Here is a 25,696-nt window from a genome sequence, read left to right as displayed (position 1 = left end):
AGCGGTTGACCTGTGAGAATCAGCGCCATGGAAAGCAGCAGCACCGCTACGGGCACCGGCGGCGGTCGACGCCAGGCCACCCGCCAGAAGCTCTACGAGGCAGCCGTCACGCTGATCGCCGAGCAGGGCTTCTCCGCGACCACGGTCGAGGAGATCGCCGAGCGGGCGGGCGTCGCGAAGGGCACCGTCTACTACAACTTCGCGAGCAAGAACGACCTCTTCGAGGAGCTGCTGCGGCACGGGGTCGGCCTGCTGACCGCTTCGCTGCGGACGGCGGCGGAGGAGACGGAGGCGCGCGGCGGCAGCCGGGTCGAGGCGCTCGACGCCATGATCCGGGCCGGGCTCGTCTTCATCGACCGGTACCCGGCCTTCACCCAGCTCTACGTCGCCGAGCTGTGGCGGACGAACCGGGCCTGGCAGTCCACGCTGATGGTCGTACGGCAGGAGGCGGTGGCCGTCGTGGAGACGGTGCTGCGGGAGGGTGTCGAGCGGGGGGAGCTGAGCGCGGAGATCGACGTGCCGCTGACGGCTGCGGCCATGGTGGGGATGGTGCTGGTGGCGGCGCTGGACTGGCAGTCCTTCCAGAGCGAGCGGTCGCTCGACGACGTGCACTCGGCGCTGTCGCTGCTGCTGCGGGGGCGGGTCAGCGGAAACCGCTGACGCGGTGGGCGGCACCCCCCAGTCGGCGGTGCCGCGCGGGGGCGGCAGGCCGTACAACTGGTGGGGCCTGCCGCGGCGACTGAGTATCCGTACCTAGGCGCGGAAATGAGTACGTGCGCGGATGGCTCCCACCTGCGCGAACGCCAGACTGGGGGCAGCGGACAGGAGACCCGGTCCGCACCGCGGACACGGGGCCGCGGAGCGGACCGGGTGCCTCCTCCGTGATGCGGTACGCCGGCGCGGCGGGGCTCGGGGGGATCGAGCCTCGCCGCGTCCGCGCGCCCGGCCTCCCCGCCGCTGCCGGGGCCCCGCCCCGGACCCCGCGCCTCAAGCGCCGGCGGGGCTGAAGGTTTCGGCGGGGCCGTGGTCCAGCCGAGTGGGCCTGCGCGGCTCAGAGATCGGGGCTCCGCCCCGGACCCCGCGCCTCAAACGCCGGCGAGGCTGAAGGGGCCCCCGCGCTCAAACGCTGGCGGCGCTCAAACGCCGGCGAGGCTGAAAGGGCCCCCGCGCTCAAACGCCGGCGAGGCTGAAAGGGCCCCCGCGCTCAAACGCCAGCGGGGCTGAAAGGGCCCCCGCGCTCAAACGACGGCGGGGCTGAAAGGGCCCCCGCGCCTCAAGCGCCGGCGGGGCTGAAGGGGCCCGCGCGGCTCAAGCGCCGGCGGGCTGACGGCCCCGCGGCGGGTCGGGCGTTCGCGAGGGGGAGGGTCAGCCGCGGATTCGCAGGGGGAGGCGGCTGCGGAGGGTTGTCAGGCGGGTGGACAGGGTTGTGGTGAGGGCGGACCAGCGGGCGGAGACCGCCCAGGCGACGCGGGCTGCCGAGCGGGGGAAGAGGAGAGCTCGGAGGCGGGTGGTGCGGGGCGCCGAGGCCAGGAGGCCCGTGCGGGCGCGCAGCACGTCGTCCGGCAGGTTCGGATACGGGGCCGCCGCGCCCGGCGGTGCGTACAGGGCCCGTTCCACCGCACCCGCGACCCGGTGGACCGCACCGGCGGCCTCCGGCTCCAGGCGGCCCAGCTCCACGATCCGGCCCGCCGCCCGTCGCGGCGACAGCGCCTCGTCCGGCGGCACGCCCACGTCCCAGGCGGAGTCGCCCAGCTCGCGCCAGGCCGCCGCCACCTCCCCGCCGCCCAGCCGGCGTGCCCGGACACGGCTCCGCCACAGCAGCGGAAGGAGGGGGAGGGACAGGACCGCCACCGCGACCGCCGCCCAGCCGAGGATCGTCGTCGCCGACGGCCCGTCGTCGCCGGCGGAGCCCTGCGCGGGCGCCACCACCCCGCACTCGCCCAGCTTCTTCAGCTCCGGCGGGCAGTCGTCCGCCTTCGACGGCGCGGCCGACGGTTCCGGCGCGGCCTGCGAGGGCAGCGCCGACGGCGCCGACGGCTGGGCCGCCGGAGTCTGCGGCCGGGAGTAGTCCGGCACGTTGATGCCCGACCGGGGCGTCGGCTCGAACCGCGTCCACCCCACACCCTCGAAGTAGAGCTCCGGCCACGCGTGCGCGTCCCTCATGGAGACGTTCACGTTGCCGTCCGACTGCTTCTCGCCCGGGGTGAAGCCCACCGCCACCCGCGCCGGAATGCCCAGCGAGCGGGACATCGCCGCCATCGAGAAGGCGAAGTGGACGCAGAACCCCTCCTTGTCGGCGAGGAAGCGGGCGACCGCCTGCGGACCCGTACCGGACGCCGTCTTCGTGTTGTAGCGGAACCCGCCGCTGACCGCGAAGAAGTCCTGCAGCTTCACCGCCCGCGTGTAGTCGTCCTTCGCGCCCTGCGTCACCTGGCGGGCCGTGTCGGCGACCACCGGCGGCAGGTTGTCCGGCAGCTTCGTGTACTCGTCCCGGATCTCCCGGGCCGGCGCGGGAGCCTTCTGCAGCTGCTGCGCCGTCGGCCGCAGCTGCAGGCTGCGTACGGTGTACATCGCGCCCTGCACGTTCTGGAACGTGTCCTTGCCCAGCTGGTCCCCGACCAGGGTCCGGCCGGCCGGCTCGAACCGCCACTTCCCGGGGATGTCCACCTTCGTCGCCGGATACGGCATCGGCAGGTAGCGCTGCGTGTAGCTGTCCGCCGCCGAGATGTTGGTGCGCACCTCGACCGCGCCCGCCTGGACCGGCCCGGCGAGCCCGGGCGGGTTCGGCAGCTGCTCCGGCACATCGGTCAGGGCACGCCCCGAGGCCTCCCACTTGACGCCGTTGAACTCGTCCAGGGCGAGGATCCGCAGGTACTGCTCACCCTGCTGCGGGTTGTCCGTCCGGTACTTCAGCACCACCCGGTTGTCCTGCGCGTTCAGGTTGCTCTGGAGGGAGACCAGCGGGTTGACGGCCGAGATCGTCCCGCCCACCCCGCTGCCGCCGCCCTCGGCCTCGCCCTGCGCGCCCAGCAGCCCGCCGCCGAGCGCGGGCAGCGCCGCCGGCACCGCCAGCGCCAGTCCCAGGGCCACCGCGCCGATCCGCCGGCCGGTCCGCACGGGGGCCGTCGCGTGACCGCCCGGGCCGCTGCCCAGGCCGGAGGCGGCCGATACCCGGCCGGGTGGGGCCCCGCCGAAGACCCGGCCCCACTGGGCGAGCCGGTCGCGGCCCTCGGCCAGCAGCATCATCAGGTACCCGGAGCCCGCCAGCAGGAAGGAGAACCAGGAGGCCTCCCCGCCGCCCGACAGGCCCGCGGCCACCGAGTACAGCGCGAGCAGCGGCAGCCCGGCCGCGGCGGCCGTCCGCAGGGTCACCGCCAGCAGGTCCACGAGCAGCCCGATCAGCAGCACCCCGCACACCAGCAGCAGCCGGATGCCGTCCGTCATCGGCGCCGGGATCGCGAACTCGCCCACGTCCTGCACACCGCGCCGGAACAGCGCGCCGAAGTCCGTCACCAGGTAGGCCACCGGCCCGGTCCCGCCGGTCCCGGCCTTGCCGCCGAAGAGGAACGCGAGCAGCACCAGCGACACCAGCAGCTGCGCGGCCACGGTCAGCGACCGTGCGACCGGCACCCGCCGGACCCCGGCCCCCACCGCGCTCTGCACGGCCAGCAGCAGGGCCGCCTGGAGCAGCCAGCCCGCCGAATCGACCAGCGGGACCAGCGACCACGAGGTGAGCAGGGTCGCCAGTGCCGCGAAGACCATCACTCTCGCCCGCCCGCTCATGCCCGCCCTCCGGAGGTTCCCGTGCTCAGGCGCGCGGTACCGGCGTGGCGCCACAGTTCGCCGAAGGCCACCCCGGGAGGGGCGGCCAGCGCCGTCCAGCCCGCGTCGCGCAGCCTGCTCAACCGCTGCTCCAGCGGGGGCAGGGCGTGGTTCTGCGCGGGCTGCCCGGCCCAGGTCGCGGAGTCCAGTACGAAGGCCACCGCGCCCCCGGCACGCTGGCGCATCTTGGCCGCCATTTCGGTTTGTACGTCGTCCAGGTCTCCGAAGAAGGCGATGAGGAGCCCCTCGGCGCCGGCTCCGCCGAAACCGCCGCCGCCGCGCACCGCGTCGTAGGCCCGGGAGAGGCCCGCGCCGTCCGAGTGCCCGACCACCGCGAGGGTGTCCATCATCAGCCCGGCGGCCTCCGCGGACTCGTGCCCGCCGGAGGTGAAGCCGCCGCCGGCCTCGCCGGGCACCGAGTCGCCGGTGTCCATGAGCAGCCGCACCGAGAAGCCCTGCTCCAGCAGGTGCACCAGGGACGAGGCGGCCCCGGAGACGGCCCACTCGAAGGCGGAGTCGGGGCCCGCGCCCTCGAAGGCGATGCGCCGGGTGTCCAGCAGGACGGTGGCCCGGCTGCGCTGGGGCTGCTCCTCGCGGCGCACCATGAGCTCGCCGTAGCGGGCGGTGGAGCGCCAGTGCACCCGGCGCAGGTCGTCGCCGCGCCGGTAGGTCCGCGGGATCACGTCGTCGTCGCCGGCCAGGGCCAGCGAGCGGCGGCTCCCGTCGCCGTAGCCGGAGGACTCGCCGGCCAGGTGGACGGGCGGCAGCGGCTCGGTGCGCGGGATGACGGTGAGGGTGTCGTAGGTGCTGAAGGAGCGGGTGAGCTCGACCAGCCCGAAGGGGTCGGTCAGCCGCAGCTGGAGCGGGCCGAGCGGATAGCGGCCGCGCAGGTCGGAGCGGACCCGGTAGGAGACCTCGCGGCGCCCGCCGGCCTCGACCCGGTCCAGGACGAACCGAGGCCGGGGCCCGAGCACGTACGGCACCCGGTCCTGGAGCATCAGCAGGCCCGTGGGCAGCCGGGAGACGTTGTCCATGCGCAGCTGCACCCGGGCCTCGCCGCCCGCGGGCACCCGCTGCGGGGTCAGCCGGCGGGTGCCGGAGACCCGGTGGCGGGTGCGGTGCAGGGCGTAGACGCAGATCAGCGGCAGGGCGGCGAGCAGCAGGCCGACCCGGAGCAGTTCGCCCTGGCCCAGCACGTACGCGCACGCGGCGGCGGCGGTCCCGGCGGCCAGGAAGGAGCGCCCGCGGGTGGTCAGGCCGGACAGCGACGTGCGGAGCCCGCCTTCCGGGCGGCCGGCGCCGCGCGGGGCACCGGCGCTCATCAGAAGCCCCGGATGCCGGCGCCGGGCGGCATCTCGCCGCGGGCGTGCGCTGCAGGGACGGGGGTGCGCTGGAGGATCTCACCGACGACCTGCTCGGCGGTGCGCCGGTTCAGCTGGGCCTGGGCCGTGGGCAGCAGCCGGTGCGCGAGGACGGGGGCGGCCAGCGCCTGGACGTCGTCGGGCAGCACGTAGTCCCGGCCGGAGAGCGCGGCGGAGGCCTTCACGGCGCGCAGCAGGTGCAGGGTGGCGCGGGGCGAGGCGCCCAGGCGCAGGTCCGGGTGGTGGCGGGTGGCGGAGACCAGGTCGACGACGTAGCGCCGGACCGCCTCGGCCACGTAGACCTCGCGGACGGCCTCGATGAGCTTGACGATCTCGTGGGCGTGCGCGACCGCCGTCAGGTCGTCGAGCGGGGAGAGCCCGCCGTGCACGTCGAGCATCTGGAGCTCGGCCTCGGGGCTCGGGTAGCCGACGGAGACGCGGGCCATGAAACGGTCGCGCTGGGCCTCGGGCAGCGGGTACGTGCCCTCCATCTCCACCGGGTTCTGGGTGGCGACGACCATGAAGGGGCTCGGCAGCGCGTAGGTGGTGCCGTCGATGGTGACCTGGCGCTCCTCCATCGACTCCAGCAGCGCCGACTGGGTCTTCGGCGAGGCGCGGTTGATCTCGTCGCCGATGACGATCTGCGCGAAGATCGCGCCCGGCTTGAACTCGAACTCGCGGCGCTGCTGGTCGTAGATGCTGACGCCGGTGATGTCGGAGGGCAGCAGGTCCGGCGTGAACTGGATGCGCTGCACCGAGCAGTCGATCGACTTGGCGAGTGTCTTGGCCAGCATGGTCTTGCCGACGCCGGGCACGTCCTCGATCAGCAGGTGCCCCTCGGCGAGCAGCACGGTCAGCGCGAGGCGAACGACCTCGGGCTTGCCCTCGATCACGCTTTCGACCGACTGGCGCACCCGCTCCGCCGTGCTGGTCAGATCAGCGAGGCTCGCTCGGTCGTCATACGTGGTCACCTGGTTCTCCTCGGCCCATTCCCAGGGCCGACGCCCTCGGCGCATGAACCGGCCCACCCCACACACGGACACCGGCCCCGGGGGGTCCCGGGGGGCGTCTCCCCGCATTCTTGACGGCGTTACGGCCTTGTGTCACTCAAGAGCGGGGATCGATCTCCCGGAGGAGCCCGGTGTGCACGTCGAAGACGAAGCCTCGCACATCGTCGCGGTGGGGCAGGAAGGGGTTGGTACGGACCCGCTGCATGGACTGGCGTACGTCCTGGTCCACGTCCCGGAAGGCCTCCACGGCCCAGGCCGGGCGCTGGCCGACCTCGTCCTCCAGCTCGTGCCGGAAGTCCTCGGTGAGGCTTTCGAGACCACAGCCGGTGTGGTGGATCAGTATGACCGTGCGGGTGCCGAGGGCCCGCTGGCTGATCGTGAGGGAGCGGATGGTGTCGTCGGTGACCACGCCGCCCGCGTTGCGGATCGTGTGACAGTCGCCGAGTTCGAGGCCGAGGGCGGCGTGCAGGTCGAGGCGGGCGTCCATACAGGCCACGACCGCCACGTGCAGGACGGGGCGGGCGTCCATGCCCGGATCGGTGAACTCCGCCGCGTAGGCGCGGTTCGCCGCGACCAGCCGGTCGGTGACGGAGCCGCCGCCGGATGCCTCGGGCGCGGACTCGGCAGGCAGGGATGCGGAAGTCGTCATGGGTACGACGGTAATGGTCACAGCGTGTGGGGGCATCGAGTGAGGGTGGACAAAGAAGGTCAACAAGCCTTGTTGTGAGCTAACCCACAGGAGTGAGGGGGAGGCGGCCAACAGGGTGATTCGCGGCATTTGCGGGTTCGGTGCGGGGGGCGCGCACGGCGACGCGCACGGCGCGCGAGGCGGTTCGTTGACCGCGGCGACCGTTGCACTAAAGTGACGCGAACCGGCCGGAGCCCGGCCCTGACCGGCCGCCCGGCCCCGAAGACTCCGCGTGCGCGGCGCGTACGTACGCCTGTCGCGCCGTTATCTGAGAGGGCGCTTTGACTAGCGAGTCCCGACATGTCCCGGTGATGCTCCAGCGGTGCCTGGACCTGTTGGCCCCGGCGCTGGAGAGGCCCGGGGCCGTCGTCGTCGACTGCACCCTCGGCCTCGGCGGCCACAGCGAGGCGCTGCTGACCCGGTTCCCCGAGGCCCACCTGATCGGCCTCGACCGCGACAAGGAGGCCCTGCGGCTCTCCGGAGAGCGGCTCGCCCGCTTCGGCGACCGGGCCACCCTCGTCCACGCGATCTACGCCGACCTGGCCGAGGTGCTGGACGGCCTGGGCATCCCGACCGTCCAGGGCATCCTCTTCGACCTGGGCGTCTCCTCCATGCAGCTGGACGAGGCCGACCGCGGGTTCGCGTACGCGCAGGACGCGCCGCTGGACATGCGGATGGACCAGACGACGGGCATCAGCGCCGCCGAGGTGCTCAACACCTACGCGCCGGGCGAGCTCGTACGGATCCTGCGCCAGTACGGCGAGGAGAAGCAGGCCAAGCGGATCGTGTCCGCCGTCGTCCGGCAGCGGGAGAAGGAGCCCTTCACCAACAGCGCCCGGCTGGTCGAGCTGATCCGCGACGCGCTGCCGCAGGCCGCGAAGCGGACCGGCGGCAACCCGGCCAAGCGGACCTTCCAGGCACTGCGGATCGAGGTCAACGGCGAGCTGTCGGGGCTGGAGAAGGCCATTCCGGCGGCGGTGGACCGGATCGCGGTCGGCGGCCGGATCGCGGTGCTCTCGTACCACTCGCTGGAGGACCGGCTCGTGAAGCAGGTCTTCGCGGCGGGCGCGGCGTCCACGGCTCCGCCCGGGCTGCCGGTGGTCCCGGAGAAGTACCAGCCGAAGCTGAAGCTGCTCACGCGCGGGGCGGAACTGCCGACCGAGGAGGAGATCGCCGAGAACCGGCGGGCCGCCCCGGCGAGGTTCCGCGGAGTCGAACGCATCCGGGAGGCGCGGCTGTGACGGCCGCCGGGGGCGGCGGCAGGGGCGGGAGGTTTGCCACGCTCACGCGCGGGCGAGCGGCCCTGGTCGGCCGGGCGCTCGGCGGGCCGGTCCGTCCGGGACGGCCGGGGCGGTCGGGCGGGCAGGCGGCGCGGATGCCGTTCGTGCTGCTGGTCGTGGCGCTGCTCGGCGGGGGCCTGATCAGTCTGCTGTTGCTGAACTCGGCGCTGAACGAAGGGTCCTTCCAGCTGAGCAAGCTGAAGAGGGAGACCACCGCGCTCACGGACGAGCAGCAGGCGCTCCAGCGGGACGTGGACGGGTATTCGGCGCCGGACGCGCTGCAGCGGCGGGCCCAGGAGCTGGGCCTGGTCCCGGGCGGCAGCCCGGTCTTCATCGGCCCGGACGGCAAGATCACCGGCGCCGCGTCTCCGGCGGAGCCCCCGCCCCCGCCCGTGCCGCCGTCGGCGGCCGCCCCGCAGGCCCCTGTGGCTACGCCTGCGCCCACCCCCACGCCTACGCCCGCGCCGTCGCAGTCGGCGGCGGCGCCCAGCCCGACCCCGCAGCCCAACCAGCCTCCTGGAAGGTGACGTCGTGACGCGGATCCCTGCGGGGCCTTCCCCCACCCCGCCCCTTTCCGAAACCGGGGCTTGCGACCCCGGCCGCCGCTCCCGGGGCTCCGCCCCGGCCCCGGCGGGGGCTCCGCCCCCGAGCCCCCGCGCCTCAAGCGCCGGCGGGGCTGGAACTGCCCTGCGGGCAATCCAGCCCGCCGGGCAGTGTTGCGCTGCGCGCACCGACGGGCGGCGCCGGCCACACCCCGCCCCTCCGGCGTTTGAGGCGCGGGGGCTGGGGCGGAGCCCCAGGAAGGGGCCCGCGGGGCATCGTGCACCTGTCCTCCCCGGCACGGGCATCGCCGCCGGGCGGCCACACCCGGCCCCTCCGGCGTTTGAGGCGCGGGGTGTGGGGCGGAGCCCCGGGAAGCGGCCCGCAGGGCATTGTCGGCCCGCACCCCCCGCAGCGGCACCGCTGGACGCCCGGGTCCGGCCGCAGCAGGCGGTGGGCCGGTGAGCCCGCAGGAGCCGCCGCGGCGGCGGGTGCCCGGGCCGGCCAGGGCGCGGGTGACGGCGCGGCCCGCGACGCGGCGGCCCGCCGCGGCCAGGCGCCCGCACACCATCCGGCTCGGCAGCCCCAAGCCCCGGCTGCGCCTCGTCAGCATCGGGCTGACGCTCGTGATGGTCGCCTTCGTCGTCCGCCTCCTCCAGGTGCAGGCCGTCGACGCCTCCGCCTTCTCCGCCGAGGCCTCCAAGAACCGCTACACCAGCGTCAGGCTGGCCGCCGAGCGCGGCGAGATCACCGACCGCAAGGGCGTGGCCCTCGCCACCAGCGTCGACGCGTACGACATCACCGCCGACCCGAAGATGTTCACCCCGCAGGACAGCAAGGCCCCGGACGCCCCCGAGCAGGCGGCCGCCCTCCTCGCGCCCATCCTCGGCAAGGACGCCAAGGAGCTCACCGAGCGGTTGAAGACCAGGAACACCCGGTACGTCGTCCTCGCCCACCGCCAGACCCCCCAGGTCTGGAACCAGATCAAGGACCTCAAGAAGGTCTTCGCGGACAAGGCCGAGGCCGACAAAAGGAACAACGGCCCCGGCGCCAACGTCCTCGCCGGCGTGTTCAAGGAGGACAGCAGCAAGCGCGTGTACCCGAACGGCGACCTGGCCGCCGGGATACTGGGTTACGTGAACGCCGAAGGCAAGGGCGCCGGCGGCCTGGAGTCCTCCCTCGACAAGAAGCTGTCCGGCAAGGACGGCGAGGTCACCTACGCCCAGTCCGGCGGCCGCAAGGTGCCCACGGCCGGTTCCAGCGAGAAGCCCGCCGTGCCCGGCGAGGACATCGAGCTGACCATCGACCGCGACATCCAGTGGGCGGCGCAGAGCGCCATCACCGAGCAGGTCCAGAAGTCCGAGGCCGACCGCGGCTACGTCATCGTCCAGGACACCGGCACCGGCGAGGTCCTGGCCATGGCCAACGCCCCCGGCTTCGACCCCAACGACCTGACCGGCGCCCGTTCCGCCGCCATGGGCAACGCCGCGCTCCAGGACGTGTACGAGCCCGGCTCCACCGCCAAGGTGATGTCGATGGCCGCCGTCCTGGAGGAGAAGAAGGCCACCCCCGAAACCCACGTCGAGGTGCCGAACCGGCTGCACCGCGGCGACCGGCTCTTCAAGGACGACGTCGACCACCCGACCTGGTACCTGACCCTCAACGGGGTCCTCGCCAAGTCCTCCAACATCGGCACCATCCTGGCCACCGGCCAGCTCGGCCCCACGCAGCCCGAGGCCAACAAGGTCCTGTACTCGTACCTGGACAAATTCGGCATCGGGCGGCCCACCGGCCTGAACTACCCGGGCGAGTCCCGCGGCATCCTCGCCGACCCCGAGGACTGGTCCACCTCCCAGCAGTACACGATTCCTTTCGGCCAGGGCCTGTCCCTCAACGCCATGCAGGCGGCCTCCGTGTACTCCACCATCGCCAACGGCGGAGTGCGGATCACCCCGACCCTGGTGCGCGGCACCAAGGGCCCCGACGGCCGCTTCACCCCGGCCCCGGCGCCCGAACAGACCCGCGTGATCAGCCGGGACACCGCCAAGACCCTCTCCGAGATGCTCGAATCCGTCGTGGACGACCAGGAGGGCACCGGGGCCAAGGCGAAGATCCCCGGCTACCGGGTCGGCGGCAAGACCGGCACCTCCAACCGGGTGGATCCGGCCACCGGCCGCTACAAGGGCTACACCGCCTCCTTCGCCGGGTTCGCACCCGCCGACAACCCGCGCATCACCGTCTACTGCGCGATCCAGAACCCTACGAAGGGCAGCTACTTCGGCGGCCAGATCTGCGGCCCCATCTACAAGAAGGTCATGGAGTTCGCCCTGAAGACCCTCCAGGTCGCCCCCACCGGCACGGCCCCCGCAGGGCTCCCGGTCGCCTTCGACCCCGGTCCGCAGCCCGCCCCGCAGCCCAGTCCGCAGCCCGGTCGATGACCCACCGCCCGGCCAGAAAAGCGTGAGGCACCATCAGTGACAACGATCACCCCGAAACCCGGGAACCAGTCGGCCGCCGGCGCCGAGGCCGGGCCCTCGCTTCGCGACCGGCCCGCCGCGCCCGGTACGCTCACCGCCGTGCCCCACGCTGATCAGCCCAGAACCACCCAGAAAGACGCCCCGGCAGCGCCGCCGGGAGCGCCCCGGCCCGTGTCCGCCCGCCCGACCCCTCTGGGCGAGCTGGCCACCCTGCTGGGCGTCCGAGCGCCAGGCGCAGCGCAGATCACCGGCATCACGCACGACTCCCGTGCGGTCCGCCCCGGCGACCTGTACGCGGCCCTGCCCGGTGCCAAGCTGCACGGCGCGGACTTCGCCGCCCAGGCGGCCGCCCTCGGCGCCGCCGCCGTGCTGACCGATCCCGCGGGCGAGGAGCGCGCCGCCGCGACCGGGCTGCCGGTCCTGGCCGTCGCCGACCCGCGCGGCCGGATCGGCGAGCTCGCCGCCGAGATCTACGGCCACCCGGGCGAGGGCCTGCTGCAGATCGGCATCACCGGCACCTCCGGCAAGACCACCACGGCGTACCTCGTCGAAGGCGGCCTGCGCGCGGCGGGCCGCAGCACCGGACTGGTCGGCACCGTGGAGATGCGCATCGGCGACGAGCGCATCAAGTCTGAGCGGACCACCCCCGAGGCCACCGACCTCCAGGCCCTCTTCGCGGTCATGGGCGAACGCGGCGTCGAGGCCGTCGCCATGGAGGTCTCCAGCCACGCCCTGGTGCTCGGCCGCGTCGACGGCTGCGTCTTCGACGTCGCGGTCTTCAACAACCTGAGCCCGGAGCACATGGAGTTCCACTCGGACATGGACGACTACTTCCGGGCGAAGGCGGGGCTCTTCACCCCCCGCCGCGCCCGCCTGGGCGTGGTCAACCTCGACGACGAGTACGGCCGCCGCCTCACCAAGGAGGCGACGATCCCCGTCACCACCTTCTCCGCGGCCGGCGACCCGGCCGCCGACTGGCGTGCCGAGGACGTGGTCTTCGGACCGGCGAGCTCCACCCTGACCCTGCTCGGCCCCGCAGGACAGCGCGTACGGGCCACCGCGCCGCTGCCCGGCCCGTTCAACGTGGCCAACACCGTCGCCGCGATCGTCACCCTCGCCGCCGCCGGCCTCGACCCGCAGACCGCCGCCGACGGCGTCGCCGCGGTCCCCGGGGTCCCCGGCCGGCTGGAGCGGGTGGACGCGGGACAGCCGTACCTGGCCGTCGTCGACTACGCGCACAAGACCGACGCCGTCGAATCGGTCCTGCGCGCCCTGCGCGAGGTCACCACCGGCAGGCTGCACATCGTGCTCGGCTGCGGCGGCGACCGCGACACCACCAAGCGGGGCCCCATGGGCGCCGCCGCCGCCCGCTACGCCGACGTGGCCGTCCTGACCTCCGACAACCCGCGCTCCGAGGACCCCCTCGCGATCCTCGCCGCGATGTTCGAAGGCGCCGTGTCCGTACCGCCCGCCGAGCGCGGCGCCGTCCTCGTCGACGCCGACCGGGCCGCGGCCATCGCGGCCGCCGTCGCGCGCGCCGAGCCCGGTGACACCGTGCTGGTGGCGGGCAAGGGCCACGAGCAGGGCCAGGACACCGCGGGTGTCGTACGGCCCTTCGACGACCGCGAAGTGCTCCGCGCAGCCATCGAGAACGCACTGAAGAACGACGCACCGAAGAACGACGCGCTCCAGCAGGCCGAGGTGAACCAGTGATCGCCCTTTCCCTCGCCGAGATCGCCGACATCACCGGCGGGCGGCCCCACGACATACCGGATCCGTCCCTGCGGATCAGCGGGCCCGTCGTCATCGACTCCCGCCAGGTGGAGGCCGGCAGCCTGTTCGCCGCCTTCGACGGCGAGCACGTCGACGGCCACGACTACGCCGTGCGCGCGATCGAGGCCGGCGCCGTCGCCGTCCTCGCGGCCCGGCCGGTCGGCGTCCCCGCCATCGTCGTCCCCGATGTCGAGAAGGCGCTCGGCGCCCTCGCGCGGGCCGTCGTCGAGCGGCTCGGCACCGACGTGGTGGCCCTGACCGGCTCGGCCGGCAAGACCTCCACCAAAGACCTGATCGCGCAGGTGCTCCAGGCCCACGCGCCCACCGTGTGGACGCCGGGTTCCCTCAACAACGAGATCGGCCTGCCGCTCACCGCGCTCAAGGCCACCGCCGAAACCCGGCACCTGGTACTGGAGATGGGGGCCCGCGGGATCGGCCACATCGCCTACCTCACCGGCCTGACCCCGCCCCGCATCGGGCTCGTCCTCAACGTCGGCACCGCCCACATCGGCGAGTTCGGCGGCCGCGAGCAGATCGCCCAGGCCAAGGGGGAACTGGTCGAGGCGCTGCCCTCCGAGGCCGAGGGCGGGATCGCCGTCCTCAACGCCGACGATCTGCTGGTGCGCGCCATGTCCGCCCGCACGAAGGCCCGTACGGTCCTCTTCGGCGAGGCCGAGGACGCCGACATCCGCGCCACCGAGGTGCGGATGGCCCCCGGGGGACAGCCCGCCTTCACACTCCACACACCGACCGGGTGCAGTGATGTGACCTTGCGGCTGTACGGTGAGCACCACGTGTCGAACGCGCTCGCCGCGGCCGCCGTCGCCCATGTACTGGGCATGTCCGTCGACGAGATCGCCACCGCGCTCTCCGGGGCGGGCACCCTGTCCCGGTGGCGGATGGAGGTCACCGAGCGGGCGGACGGCGTCACGATCGTCAACGACGCCTACAACGCGAACCCCGAGTCCATGCGGGCCGCTCTGCGCGCGCTTGCCGCGATGGGCGGCGCCGCCAGGGCGAACGGGGGACGCACGTGGGCAGTGCTCGGTCCCATGGCCGAACTCGGAGACGCATCGCTGGCCGAGCACGACGCGGTGGGACGGCTTGCCGTCCGGCTCAACGTGAGCAGGCTCGTCGCAGTCGGGGGCAGGGAAGCGTCCTGGCTGCAACTGGGCGCATATAACGAGGGTTCGTGGGGTGAGGAGTCGGTGCTCGTGTCCGACGCGCAGGCGGCGGTCGACCTGTTGCGCAGTGAACTGCGCCCGGGTGACGTCGTGCTGGTGAAGGCTTCCAGGTCGATCGGACTGGAGCGGGTCGCGCTGGCGTTGCTGGAGCGCGAGGGCGAGGTCGCCGACCGATGAGGCAGATCCTGTTCGCCGGAGTCATCGGACTCTTCCTCACGCTCGTCGGCACCCCGCTGCTGATCAAGCTGCTGGCCCGCAAGGGCTACGGCCAGTTCATCCGCGACGACGGCCCGCGCGGCCACGCCGGGAAGAAGGGCACGCCCACCATGGGCGGCATCTCCTTCATCCTGGCCACGCTCATCGCGTACGCCGCGACCAAGGTCATCACCTCCAGCGAGCCGAGCTTCTCGGGTCTGCTGGTGCTGTTCCTGATGGCGGGCATGGGCGTGGTCGGCTACCTGGACGACTACATCAAGATCGTCAAGCGCCGCTCGCTCGGTCTGCGGGCCAAGGCCAAGATGGCCGGCCAGCTGATCGTCGGCATCGCCTTCGCGGTGCTCGCGCTGCAGTTCTCGGACTCGCGCGGACTGAGCCCGGCCTCCACCAGGCTGTCGTTCGTCACGGACTTCGGCTGGTCGATCGGCCCCGTGCTGTTCGTGGTCTGGGCCCTGTTCATGATCCTGGCCATGTCCAACGGCGTGAACCTGACCGACGGTCTCGACGGCCTGGCCACCGGCGCCGCGGTGATGGTCTTCGGCGCCTACACCTTCATCGGCGTCTGGCAGCACCAGGAGTCCTGCGTCAACGCGGAGACCCTGACCAACCCGAACGCCTGTTTCGAGGTGCGCGACCCGCTGGACCTCGCGGTCGTCGCCTCCGCCCTGATGGGGGCCTGCTTCGGCTTCCTGTGGTGGAACACCTCGCCCGCCAAGATCTTCATGGGTGACACCGGCTCGCTCGCCCTCGGCGGCGCGCTCGCGGGCCTCGCCATCTGCTCCCGCACGGAGTTGCTGATGGCGCTGCTCGGCGGCCTCTTCGTGCTCATCACGATGTCGGTCGTCATCCAGGTCGGCTCCTTCAAGATGACGGGGAAGCGGGTCTTCCGGATGGCCCCGCTCCAGCACCACTTCGAACTCAAGGGGTGGTCCGAGGTCCTTGTCGTGGTCCGCTTCTGGATCATCCAGGGCATGTGCGTGATCGTGGGTCTCGGTCTCTTCTACGCGGGATGGGCAGCCGACAAGTGACCTCCTGGCACGGCAAGAACATCACCGTCGCCGGCCTCGGCGTGAGCGGCATCAGTGCCGCCCGCGCCCTGGCCGGCCTCGGCGCATCGGTGACCGTCGTCGACGGCGGCGACAGCGAGGGCCACCGCGCCCGCGCCGCCGAACTCGGCGAGCTGGGGATCTCCGTACGCCTGGCGGACGCGGAAACCCTTCCCGAGGGCACCGACCTGGTCGTCACCTCGCCCGGCTGGAAGCCCGACAGCCCGCTCTTCGCGGCCGCCGCGGCGGCCGGCGTGGACGTGGTCGGGGACGTGGAGATCGCCTGGCAGCTGCGCGGCGAGACCTCCGAGAAACCGGCGCCCTGGCTCGCCATCACCGGTACGAACGGCAAGACCACCACGACCCAGATGCTGGCGTCGATCCTGAAGGCCGCGGGTCTGCGGACCGCCGCGGTCGGCAACATCGGCACGCCCATCATCGACGTGGTCCTCGGCGAGCAGCAGTACGACGTGCTCGCCGTCGAACTCTCCAGCTACCAGCTGCACTGGGCGCCCTCGGTGCGCGCCCACTCGGCGGCCGTGCTCAACCTGGCCCCCGACCACCTGGACTGGCACGGCTCCATGGAGGCGTACGCCGCCGACAAGGGCCGGATCTACGAGGGCAACCAGGTGGCCTGCGTCTACAACGTCGCCGACCCGGCCACCGAGAAGCTCGTCGAGAACGCCGACGTCGAAGAGGGCTGCCGGGCGGTCGGCTTCACCCTCGGCGCCCCCGGCCCCTCCATGCTCGGCGTCGTGGACGGCATCCTCGTCGACCGGGCCTTCGTGGAGAACCGGCAGAAGAACGCCCAGGAGCTCGCGCAGGTCGAGGACGTCAACCCGCCTGCCCCGCACAACATCGCCAACGCGCTCGCCGCGGCGGCCCTGGCCCGCGCCTTCGGCGTCGAGCCGCGCGCGGTCCGCGACGGACTGCGCGACTTCCGCCCGGACGCCCACCGGGTCGCGTACGTGGACGAGGTCGGCGAGGTCAGGTACATCGACGACTCCAAGGCCACCAACACGCACGCGGCCGAGGCCTCCCTCGCCGCCTTCGAGCCGGTCGTCTGGATCGCCGGAGGCCTCGCCAAGGGCGCCACCTTCGACGAACTCGTGCAGAAGTCCGCGAAGCGGCTGCGCGGTGTGGTGCTGATCGGCGCCGACAGGGCGCTGATCGCCGAGGCGCTGGCGCGACACGCCCCCGAGGTCCCGGTCGTCGACCTCGACCGGACCGACACTGGGGCGATGCTCGCAGCGGTCCGGGAAGCGGCCCGGCTCGCCGAGCCCGGCGACACGGTCCTCCTGGCGCCTGCCTGCGCCTCGATGGACATGTTCGCGAACTACAACAAGCGTGGGGACGCGTTCGCCGACGCGGTGCGCGAACTGGCCGCCGAGAGCGCCTAGGCAGGGTTCCTGGAACGCGTCTCTCCGGCCGGCCGCTCGCCTCGTACGAGTGGAGGGGAAGGTCACAGATGCCGGCCAAGCAGATGCTGCCGGGGCGGCGGCCGTCCGCCGTCAAGGCGCAGGGCCGCAAGCGCCCTCTGGTGAGTGTGCGGCGGCCCGCCGGGCGCGGGCCGCTGGCCCGGCTGCGGCGTACGCAGCAGCAGGCACGCAAGGCCTGGGACCGCCCGCTCACGGCGTACTACCTGATTTTCGGCAGCTCGCTGCTCATCACCGTGCTCGGTCTGGTGATGGTCTACTCGGCCTCCATGATCAAGGCCCTCCAGCTCGGCCTGGGCGACGCCTACTTCTTCAAGAAGCAGTTCCTGGCGGCCCTGATCGGCACCGTGCTGATGCTGGTCGCCTCCCGGATGCCGGTCAAACTGCACCGGGCGCTGTCCTATCCGGTGCTCGCCGGCACCCTGTTCCTGATGGTCCTGGTCCAAGTCCCCGGGATAGGGGTCTCGATCAACGGCAACCAGAATTGGATCTCCCTTGGCGGTCCGTTCATGCTGCAGCCCAGTGAGTTCGGCAAGCTGGCCCTGATCCTGTGGGGCGCCGACCTGTTGGCGCGCAAGGGCGACAAGGGGCTGCTGAGCCAGTGGAAGCACCTGCTGGTGCCGCTGGTCCCGGTGGCCTTCCTGCTGCTCGGCCTGATCATGCTGGGCGGGGACATGGGCACCGCGATGATCCTCGGTGCCGTCCTGTTCGGCCTGCTCTGGCTGGCGGGCGCTCCGACGCGGATGTTCGTCGGGGTGCTGGCGTTCGCCGGTGTGATCGTCGCACTTCTGATCAAGACCAGTCCGCACCGGATGGACCGGCTGGAGTGCCTCGGCGCGACGGATCCGGGCAAGAACGACCTCTGCTGGCAGGCGGTGCACGGGATCTACGCCCTGGCCTCGGGTGGATGGTTCGGTTCCGGTTTGGGTGCCAGCGTGGAAAAATGGGGCCAACTACCCGAAGCCCACACCGACTTCATCTTCGCCATCACCGGGGAGGAACTGGGTCTGGCGGGGACGCTGTCGGTACTCGCCCTGTTCGCGGCTCTAGGCTATGCGGGTATCCGCGTGGCCGGACGCACGGAGGACTCCTTCGTACGGTTTGCCGCGGGAGGCGTGACCACCTGGATCACGGCCCAGGCCGTGATCAACATCGGTGCGGTGCTCGGCCTGCTGCCGATCGCCGGAGTCCCGCTCCCGCTGTTCTCCTACGGAGGGTCGGCCCTGCTGCCGACCATGTTCGCGGTCGGACTGCTCATCGCCTTCGCGCGGGAGGAGCCGGCGGCGCGCGCGGCCCTCGCGATGCGGCAGCCGAAGACCGGCTGGATGCGGACCGGGGTGAGATGGAAGTCGATGAGACGGCGCGTCAAGAAGCGTCCGTCCGGAGAGCGGTGAATTTCGGTGCATGTCGTACTCGCCGGTGGGGGGACCGCCGGCCACATCGAGCCGGCGCTCGCCCTCGCGGACGCCCTGCGCAGGCAGGACCCTTCAGTGGGCATCACCGCCCTCGGCACCGAGCGCGGACTTGAGACCCGCCTCGTGCCGGAACGCGGCTACGAACTGGGGCTGATCCCCGCCGTTCCGCTGCCCCGCAAGCCCACCCCGGAGCTGATCACCGTTCCCGGGCGGCTGCGCGGCACGATCAAGGCCGCGGAGGAGATCCTCACCCGCACCAAGGCCGACTGTGTCGTCGGCTTCGGCGGCTACGTGGCCCTGCCCGGCTACCTCGCGGCCAAGCGGCTCGGGGTGCCGATCATCGTCCACGAGGCCAACGCCCGGCCCGGACTGGCCAATAAGATCGGCTCCCGGTACGCGTACGCCGTCGCGGTCTCCACCCCCGACAGCAAGCTGCGAGGTGCCCGCTACGTGGGCATCCCGCTGCGGCGCTCCATCTCCACCCTCGACCGGGCCGCGGTCCGCCCGGAGGCGCGCGTCGCCTTCGGCCTGGACCCCAACCTGCCGACGCTGCTGGTCTCCGGCGGCTCGCAGGGCGCCCGCCGCCTCAACGAGACGATCCAGGCGGTCGCTGCGACCCTCCAGCGCTCCGGGATCCAGATCCTGCACGCCGTCGGGCCGAAGAACGAACTGCCGCGTGTCGACAACATGCCCGGGATGCCGCCCTATGTGCCGGTACCGTACGTGGACCGGATGGATCTCGCGTACGCCGCCGCCGACATGATGCTGTGCCGCGCGGGCGCGATGACCGTCGCCGAACTGTCCGCCGTCGGGCTCCCCGCCGCCTACGTCCCGCTGCCGATCGGCAACGGCGAACAGCGGCTCAACGCCCAGCCGGTGGTCAAGGCCGGCGGCGGCCTGCTCGTGGACGACGCGGAGCTGACGCCCGAGTGGGTGCTGAACCAGATCCTCCCGGTGCTGTCCGACCCGCACCGTCTGTACGAGATGTCCCGTGCGGCCGGTGAGTTCGGCCGCCGCGACGCCGACGACCTGCTGGTCGGCATGGTGCACGAGGCGATTGCTGCACACCGGTCCCGCTGAGGCGGGAGAGCACAGACGCAGGAGGCAGGAGTGGCCGGAGCGACGACCGCACAGCGCGGCAGCCCGGGTTCCGACCGGTCTGCCCGCAAGGGCTCCGGCTCGCCCAAGCCGCCCAAGCCTCCGAAGTCGTCGAAGCCGTGGAGGAGATCCGGCCCGAAGGGGCCCGGCGCGCGGCTGCGCCGGGCCCCCGTGCTGGCCTCCCTGGCCGCGGGGGTGCTCCTCGCCGCGGGCGGCACCTGGGCGCTCTACGGCTCCTCCTGGCTCCGCATCGAGAAGGTCACCGCGACCGGCACCGAGGTGCTCATCCCCGAGCAGGTGCTCGCCGCGGCGGCCGTTCCGGTCGGCGCCCCTCTGGTGAGCGTCGACACCGACGAGATTGAGGAGCGCGTCCGGGGCCGCCTGCCGCGCATCGATTCGGTCGATGTGGTGCGTGCATGGCCGCACGGAATCGGGCTGAAAGTGACGGAACGCAAACCCGTCCTGCTCATCAAAAAGGACACCAACTTCGTCGAAGTGGACGCTTCAGGTGTGCGATTCGACACTGTCCCGAAAGCACCCGCCGGCGTTCCGGTCCTCGAATTGACCGAGGGACGCTCTCCGAGCGCCCGCCGCTTCGACGAGGAACGGCTGCTGCACGAGGCCGTTCTCGTCGCCGGCTCCCTCCCGGAGCCGGTCGCCAAGGAGACCGTGCAGGTCAAGGTGGGTTCGTACGATTCGGTCGTCCTGGAGCTCACGCGGGGCCGGACCGTGGTGTGGGGGAGCGGCGAACAGAGCGACGCGAAGGGGCGGGCGCTGATCGCTCTGCTGAAGGCCGCACCCAAGGCCGGACACTTCGACGTGAGCGTCCCCACCGCCCCTGCGGTGTCCGGGAGTTGACGTCGGGTCGAACAGCGGCGCACCCTGGTTGGCCAGCGATACGGGTGATCACATAGGGTGAAAAGAAAAACGGGAGGTTCGGCGTGTTCGTTGAACACGCACTACTTGTCGACTTAGTGTCCTGTTCGGAAGAGTCCAAGGAACAGACATACCCCTCACCCTAAACTTTAGGGTGAGGGTTCGGGTCGGCGCGTTCGGACCGTCCCCATTTCGGCATCAGTCGTCGCACCGCAGACCGCGAGGCGACGACACGTAATCGAGGCGAGAGGCCTTCGACGTGGCAGCACCGCAGAACTACCTCGCAGTCATCAAGGTCATCGGTGTCGGCGGCGGTGGTGTCAATGCCATCAACCGAATGATCGAGGTCGGTCTCAAGGGCGTCGAGTTCATCGCCATCAACACGGACGCCCAGGCGCTGTTGATGAGCGACGCCGACGTCAAGCTCGACGTCGGCCGTGAACTCACCCGGGGCCTCGGCGCCGGCGCCAACCCGGATGTCGGCCGCAAGGCGGCAGAGGACCACCGCGAGGAGATCGAGGAGGTCCTCAAGGGGGCCGACATGGTCTTCGTCACCGCCGGTGAGGGCGGCGGCACCGGAACGGGCGGCGCACCTGTCGTCGCCAACATCGCCCGCTCGCTGGGCGCCCTGACGATCGGTGTGGTCACCCGGCCGTTCACCTTCGAGGGCCGGCGCCGCGCGAACCAGGCCGAGGACGGCATCGCCCAGCTCCGCGAGCAGGTCGACACCCTCATCGTCATCCCCAACGACCGGCTGCTGTCCATCTCGGACCGCCAGGTCAGCGTGCTCGACGCCTTCAAGTCGGCCGACCAGGTCCTGCTCTCCGGCGTCCAGGGCATCACCGACCTCATCACCACCCCGGGTCTGATCAACCTCGACTTCGCCGACGTCAAGTCCGTGATGTCCGAGGCCGGCTCGGCCCTGATGGGCATCGGCTCGGCCCGCGGCGACGACCGCGCGGTGGCCGCCGCCGAGATGGCGATCTCCTCGCCGCTGCTGGAGGCGTCCATCGACGGCGCGCGCGGCGTGCTGCTCTCCATCTCCGGTGGCTCGGACCTCGGTCTCTTCGAGATCAACGAGGCCGCGCAGCTGGTGAGCGAGGCCGCGCACCCCGAGGCGAACATCATCTTCGGCGCCGTCATCGACGACGCCCTCGGCGACGAGGTGCGGGTCACCGTCATCGCGGCCGGGTTCGACGGCGGACAGCCCCCGGCCCGCCGGGACAACGTCATCGGCGCCGCGTCCACCAAGCGCGAGGAGCCGGCCCCGGCTCCGGTCCGCGCGCCGGAGCCGGTCCGGCCGGCCTTCGGCGGACTCGGCTCGGTCACCCCGCGCGAGGAGCCCCCGGCTCCCGTCGAGGCGGCCCCGGCCGAGGCCCAGGCCCCCGCGCCGCAGGTCCCGACGGCCCGGCCGTACCAGGACAGCCCGGCCGAAGAGCTGGATGTCCCGGACTTCTTGAAGTGACACCGGAGCAGCACCACGTGGGCGGCGCCCACTTCGCCTTCACCGACCGGTGGGGTGGAGTGAGCGCCGTTCCGTACGAAGAGCTCAACCTCGGCGGCGCGGTCGGAGACGACCCGGCCGCCGTTCGCGCGAACCGGGCGCTCGCGGCGGAGTCCCTGGGACTCGACCCGGACCTGGTGGTCTGGATGAACCAGGTGCACGGCCGGGACGTGGCGGCGGTCGACGGACCATGGCCGCTCGGTGACGAGGTTCCCGCGGTCGACGCGGTGGTGACCGCCCGCCGGGGGCTCGCCCTCGCCGTGCTCACCGCCGACTGCACGCCGGTCCTGCTCGCCGACCCCGCCGCCGGGATCGCCGGCGCCGCCCACGCCGGGCGGCCGGGGCTGGTGGCCGGAGTGGTCCCCGCGGCCGTCGAGGCGATGGTCGCCCTCGGGGCCGAGCCCGGGCGGATCGTCGCCCGGACCGGACCCGCGGTCTGCGGACGCTGTTACGAGGTGCCCGCCGAGATGCGGGAGGCGGTGGCCGAAGTGGTGCCGGCCGCCTGGGGCGAGACCGGCTGGGGGACACCGGCCGTCGACGTGGTCGCCGGGGTGCACGCGCAGCTCGCGGAGGCGGGGGTGGTGGAGGTTCACCGATCCCCGGTCTGCACACTGGAGTCGCGGGACCACTTCTCGTACCGCCGCGACCGGGTGACCGGGCGGCTTGCCGGATATGTCTGGTTGGAATAGGAAATGACGGACCGTAAGTCGGAAGTCGCGGCGAACCTGGCGCGGGTGGAGGAGCGTATCTCGTCCGCCTGCGCTGCCGCGGGACGCAAGCGGGAAGAGGTGACGCTCATCGTGGTCACCAAGACCTACCCCGCGAGCGACGTACGACTGCTGGCGGAGCTGGGTGTCCGTCATGTTGCGGAGAATCGCGACCAGGATGCCGCCCCCAAGGCGGCGGCCTGCGCGGATCTGCCCCTCAGCTGGCACTTCGTCGGCCAGTTGCAGACGAACAAAGTCCGTTCCGTGGCGGGATACGCGCATGTGGTGCAGTCGGTCGACCGCTCCAGGCTCGTGACCGCCCTCTCGGCCGCCGCCTCGAACGCCGGCCGGGAACTCGGCTGCCTCGTGCAGATCGCCCTCGACGCCGAGTCGGGCGGGCGGGGAGCCCGGGGCGGCGCGGCACCCGAGCAGCTCGCGGAGTTGGCGGACCTCGTCGCCGCGGCGCCCGGGCTGCGGATCGACGGGCTGATGACCGTGGCGCCGCTGGCCGGTCCCTACGCGGGACGCGAACAGGCCGCTTTCGAGCGGCTGGTGGAATTGTCATCCCGCCTGCGCGCGGACCATCCGGCTGCCACGATGGTGTCGGCCGGGATGAGCTCGGATCTGGAACAGGCCGTTGGGGCCGGTGCGACACATGTACGCGTCGGCACTGCGGTACTCGGCGCGAGACCCCGGCTCGGGTAACGTCGCGAAGAAAGTCGGACCACAGCAGAAAATATGGTCATTCCCGCTGATGAGCGGGCAGACCACGTGGATCGCGGGCAGTTGGTGACATTCGTGACACAGCGGCACCTGCGACAGGGCGATCCACCACAGAGCGGAGGACTCGGAGAATGGCCGGCGCGATGCGCAAGATGGCGGTCTACCTCGGCCTCGTGGAGGACGACCGGTACGACAACCCGGGGTACGACCCCGATGACGAGTTCGAGCCCGAGCCGGAACCGGAGCGGGCCCGGGACCGCCGACAGCAGCCCGTGCACCAATCGCCCGTATCGGACGAACCGGTACGAGTCGTACAGCCCCCGGCGCAGCGCGAACCCATCCCAATTCCGGTGGAAAACGGACGTCCTGCGCGAATCGCCCCCGTGGCATCCATCACACCTGACCGCACCAACCTGGAGAAGAACGCCCCCGTGATCATGCCCAAGGTCGTCTCCGAGCGGGAGCCGTACCGCATCACGACGCTGCACCCCCGGACCTACAACGAGGCCCGTACCATCGGGGAACACTTCCGTGAGGGCACTCCGGTGATCATGAATCTCACGGAGATGGACGACACGGACGCGAAGCGTCTCGTGGACTTCGCCGCCGGTCTCGTCTTCGGCCTGCACGGCAGCATTGAACGCGTGACGCAGAAGGTGTTCCTGCTGTCGCCTGCTAACGTCGATGTCACGGCGGAGGACAAGGCCCGCATCGCGGAGGGCGGGTTCTTCAACCAAAGCTAGACCGATCCGTCAGATACGGGACCGGGAACAGAGCGGGAAACGGGGAGAGGGAAGCGCGGGATGGGCGTCGCACTGGAAGTGGTCTACGTCGCGCTGATGTGCTTCCTGATCGTGCTGATCTTCCGACTGGTCATGGACTACGTGTTCCAGTTCGCACGTTCATGGGCGCCCGGCAAGGCGATGGTGGTCGTACTGGAGGCCACCTACACTGTCACCGATCCACCGCTCAAGCTTCTCCGGCGATTCATTCCGCCGTTGCGTCTCGGGGGCGTGGCACTCGACCTGTCCTTCTTCGTTCTGATGATCATCGTTTACATCCTCATCAGTTTCGTGAGCACCGCTGCGAGAAGCGTGTGAACGATGAGCTTCCCCGCAGGCGCGGGGACAGTCCCGATACGGTCTTGCCGACTGCCGACGACTACGTAGAGGTGAAGAAGACATGCCGCTGACTCCCGAGGACGTGCGGAACAAGCAGTTCACGACCGTCCGCCTGCGAGAAGGCTATGACGAGGACGAGGTCGATGCCTTCCTCGACGAGGTCGAGTCCGAGCTGACGCGCCTGCTGCGCGAGAACGAGGACCTGCGCGCCAAGCTGGCTGCCGCCACGCGTGCCGCCGCGCAGAACCAGCAGCAGCAGGGCATGCGCAAGCCGGAACCCCAGGACCAGCGCGGCCCCGGCGCCCCCGTGCCCGCGGCCATATCCGGCCCGCCGCAGCAGCAGCAGCCCCAGATGGGCCCGCCCCAGCTGCCGGGCGGAGCGCCGCAGCTGCCGCCGGGCCCCGGCGGACACGGACCGCAGGGTCCGGGCCCGATGGGCGGCCCCATGCAGCAGCACCCCATGGGTGGGCCGCAGGGCATGGGCCAGCAGCAGTCGATGGGCGGCCAGAACCCGCTCGGCCAGCAGATGCAGCCCATGGGCCAGCAGATGCAGCAGATGGGGCAGCAGATGCAGCCCATGGGCCAGCAGATGCAGCAGCACCAGCAGCACCAGCACCAGCAGCAGCAGCAGCTTCCGCAGCAGGGCCCCGGTGGGGACAGCGCCGCCCGCGTCCTGTCGCTGGCGCAGCAGACCGCCGACCAGGCGATCGCGGAGGCCCGCTCCGAGGCCAACAAGATCGTCGGCGAGGCCCGTTCGCGCGCCGAGGGCCTGGAGCGGGACGCCCGCGCCAAGGCCGACGCGCTGGAGCGGGACGCGCAGGAGAAGCACCGCGTCGCGATGGGCTCCCTGGAGTCCGCCCGCGCCACGCTGGAGCGCAAGGTCGAGGACCTGCGGGGCTTCGAGCGTGAGTACCGTACGCGCCTGAAGTCCTACCTGGAGTCGCAGCTGCGTCAGCTGGAGACCCAGGCCGACGACTCCCTGGCCCCGCCGCGCAACCCGGCCGGTCCGGCGCTCCCGCCGTCGCCGTCCCCCTCGATGTCTCCGGCCGGTGCGATGGGGCACTCCATGGGTGGTCCCTCGATGGGCGGCCCGTCGCCCATGGGCGGTCCCTCCCCGATGGGCGGCCCGTCGTACGGCGGTCAGCAGCAGATGTCTCCGGCGATGACCCAGCCGATGGCTCCGGTGCGGCCGGCTGCGCCGCAGCCGATGCAGCAGGCTCCGTCTCCCATGCGGGGCTTCCTGATCGACGAGGACGACAACTAGGCGCCGCCGTACTTGTCGGCAGTCGCTTTACGGGCCGGGCCCGGACCCCCTCAGGGGAGTCCGGGCCCGGCCCGTTTCCGTTGCCGTGTGCGGCGCCGCGGCGGGGGCTCCGCCCCCGAGCCCCCGCGCCTCAAACGCCGGCGGGGCTGAAAGAC

Annotated in this window: 21 protein-coding genes; 17 read left to right on the top strand and 4 right to left on the bottom strand. The window is 72.1% G+C overall.

Annotated features, from left to right (window positions below; translation table 11 throughout):
- The first annotated feature begins 27 nt into the window (after nucleotides 1-27).
- Nucleotides 28-660, top strand: coding sequence for a TetR/AcrR family transcriptional regulator (locus J7E94_RS12705; RefSeq protein WP_215015049.1), 633 nt, complete (start codon nucleotides 28-30; stop codon nucleotides 658-660).
- A gap of 705 nt (nucleotides 661-1,365) precedes the next feature.
- On the opposite strand, the gene J7E94_RS12700 is transcribed toward J7E94_RS12705, so the two are convergent.
- From J7E94_RS12700 to J7E94_RS12685, 4 genes are all read right to left on the bottom strand, one after another.
- Nucleotides 1,366-3,783, bottom strand: coding sequence for a DUF3488 and transglutaminase-like domain-containing protein (locus tag J7E94_RS12700; protein ID WP_215015047.1), 2,418 nt, complete (start codon nucleotides 3,781-3,783; stop codon nucleotides 1,366-1,368).
- Nucleotides 3,780-5,144, bottom strand: a complete 1,365-nt coding sequence (locus tag J7E94_RS12695) for a DUF58 domain-containing protein (protein WP_215015045.1) — start codon at nucleotides 5,142-5,144, stop codon at nucleotides 3,780-3,782. The genes J7E94_RS12700 and J7E94_RS12695 overlap by 4 nt, the downstream gene beginning before the upstream one ends.
- A complete protein-coding gene (locus J7E94_RS12690) occupies nucleotides 5,144-6,154 on the bottom strand; it encodes a MoxR family ATPase (RefSeq protein WP_215015043.1) in 1,011 nt (336 codons plus the stop codon). Before J7E94_RS12690 ends, J7E94_RS12695 begins: the two co-directional genes overlap by 1 nt.
- Nucleotides 6,155-6,290: 136 nt before the next feature.
- Entirely contained in the window at nucleotides 6,291-6,878 is a 588-nt protein-coding gene (locus tag J7E94_RS12685) for a beta-class carbonic anhydrase (protein ID WP_374224430.1), read from the bottom strand.
- Between the two features lie 284 nt (nucleotides 6,879-7,162).
- Here J7E94_RS12685 and rsmH point away from each other — a divergent pair, with 284 nt between their 5' ends.
- The 16 genes from rsmH (at nucleotide 7,163) to J7E94_RS12605 (ending at nucleotide 25,541) form a co-directional block, all read left to right on the top strand.
- A complete protein-coding gene (rsmH, locus tag J7E94_RS12680) occupies nucleotides 7,163-8,122 on the top strand; it encodes a 16S rRNA (cytosine(1402)-N(4))-methyltransferase RsmH (protein ID WP_215015039.1) in 960 nt (319 codons plus the stop codon).
- A 134-nt stretch (nucleotides 8,123-8,256) separates the two neighbouring features.
- Nucleotides 8,257-8,688: a hypothetical protein gene (locus J7E94_RS12675; protein ID WP_215015037.1), complete on the top strand. Its 432-nt coding sequence runs from the start codon at nucleotides 8,257-8,259 to the stop codon at nucleotides 8,686-8,688.
- 474 nt (nucleotides 8,689-9,162) lie between these two features.
- Nucleotides 9,163-11,139, top strand: a complete 1,977-nt coding sequence (locus tag J7E94_RS12670; protein WP_215015035.1) for a penicillin-binding protein 2 — start codon at nucleotides 9,163-9,165, stop codon at nucleotides 11,137-11,139.
- A 36-nt stretch (nucleotides 11,140-11,175) separates the two neighbouring features.
- Nucleotides 11,176-12,891: a UDP-N-acetylmuramoyl-L-alanyl-D-glutamate--2,6-diaminopimelate ligase gene (locus J7E94_RS12665; protein ID WP_215015033.1), complete on the top strand. Its 1,716-nt coding sequence runs from the start codon at nucleotides 11,176-11,178 to the stop codon at nucleotides 12,889-12,891.
- The gene (murF, locus tag J7E94_RS12660; RefSeq protein ID WP_215015031.1) at nucleotides 12,888-14,312 is read left to right on the top strand and encodes a UDP-N-acetylmuramoyl-tripeptide--D-alanyl-D-alanine ligase; all 1,425 of its coding nucleotides are present in this window, start codon (nucleotides 12,888-12,890) and stop codon (nucleotides 14,310-14,312) included. The genes J7E94_RS12665 and murF overlap by 4 nt, the downstream gene beginning before the upstream one ends.
- Nucleotides 14,309-15,379 (top strand): phospho-N-acetylmuramoyl-pentapeptide-transferase, encoded by a 1,071-nt coding sequence (gene mraY, locus J7E94_RS12655; protein WP_215015030.1) that lies wholly within the window; start codon nucleotides 14,309-14,311, stop codon nucleotides 15,377-15,379. The genes murF and mraY overlap by 4 nt, the downstream gene beginning before the upstream one ends.
- Nucleotides 15,361-16,797, top strand: coding sequence for a UDP-N-acetylmuramoyl-L-alanine--D-glutamate ligase (gene murD / locus J7E94_RS12650; RefSeq protein ID WP_215015028.1), 1,437 nt, complete (start codon nucleotides 15,361-15,363; stop codon nucleotides 16,795-16,797). Before mraY ends, murD begins: the two co-directional genes overlap by 19 nt.
- Before the next feature lie 68 nt (nucleotides 16,798-16,865).
- On the top strand, nucleotides 16,866-18,227 hold the full coding sequence (gene ftsW / locus J7E94_RS12645; protein ID WP_215015026.1) for a putative lipid II flippase FtsW: 1,362 nt from the start codon (nucleotides 16,866-16,868) through the stop codon (nucleotides 18,225-18,227).
- 6 nt (nucleotides 18,228-18,233) lie between these two features.
- Nucleotides 18,234-19,328: an undecaprenyldiphospho-muramoylpentapeptide beta-N-acetylglucosaminyltransferase gene (gene murG, locus J7E94_RS12640; RefSeq protein WP_215015024.1), complete on the top strand. Its 1,095-nt coding sequence runs from the start codon at nucleotides 18,234-18,236 to the stop codon at nucleotides 19,326-19,328.
- A 30-nt stretch (nucleotides 19,329-19,358) separates the two neighbouring features.
- On the top strand, nucleotides 19,359-20,204 hold the full coding sequence (locus J7E94_RS12635; RefSeq protein ID WP_215015022.1) for an FtsQ-type POTRA domain-containing protein: 846 nt from the start codon (nucleotides 19,359-19,361) through the stop codon (nucleotides 20,202-20,204).
- A 277-nt stretch (nucleotides 20,205-20,481) separates the two neighbouring features.
- The gene (gene ftsZ, locus J7E94_RS12630) at nucleotides 20,482-21,687 is read left to right on the top strand and encodes a cell division protein FtsZ (RefSeq protein WP_215015020.1); all 1,206 of its coding nucleotides are present in this window, start codon (nucleotides 20,482-20,484) and stop codon (nucleotides 21,685-21,687) included.
- A gap of 17 nt (nucleotides 21,688-21,704) precedes the next feature.
- On the top strand, nucleotides 21,705-22,415 hold the full coding sequence (gene pgeF, locus J7E94_RS12625; protein WP_215015113.1) for a peptidoglycan editing factor PgeF: 711 nt from the start codon (nucleotides 21,705-21,707) through the stop codon (nucleotides 22,413-22,415).
- A gap of 3 nt (nucleotides 22,416-22,418) precedes the next feature.
- Nucleotides 22,419-23,138: a YggS family pyridoxal phosphate-dependent enzyme gene (locus J7E94_RS12620; RefSeq protein WP_215015018.1), complete on the top strand. Its 720-nt coding sequence runs from the start codon at nucleotides 22,419-22,421 to the stop codon at nucleotides 23,136-23,138.
- Between the two features lie 149 nt (nucleotides 23,139-23,287).
- A complete protein-coding gene (locus tag J7E94_RS12615) occupies nucleotides 23,288-23,899 on the top strand; it encodes a cell division protein SepF (RefSeq protein ID WP_215015017.1) in 612 nt (203 codons plus the stop codon).
- 60 nt (nucleotides 23,900-23,959) lie between these two features.
- Entirely contained in the window at nucleotides 23,960-24,256 is a 297-nt protein-coding gene (locus J7E94_RS12610; protein ID WP_215015015.1) for a YggT family protein, read from the top strand.
- 82 nt (nucleotides 24,257-24,338) lie between these two features.
- Nucleotides 24,339-25,541, top strand: coding sequence for a DivIVA domain-containing protein (locus J7E94_RS12605; protein ID WP_215015014.1), 1,203 nt, complete (start codon nucleotides 24,339-24,341; stop codon nucleotides 25,539-25,541).
- The last annotated feature ends 155 nt before the right edge of the window (nucleotides 25,542-25,696 follow it).

The organism is Streptomyces sp. ISL-94 (assembly GCF_018614075.1).
In the GTDB taxonomy this organism is placed as follows: domain Bacteria; phylum Actinomycetota; class Actinomycetes; order Streptomycetales; family Streptomycetaceae; genus Streptomyces.
The sequence above is the reverse complement of the archived record's forward strand: the minus strand, read 5'-3'. Positions and strand labels throughout refer to the sequence as shown.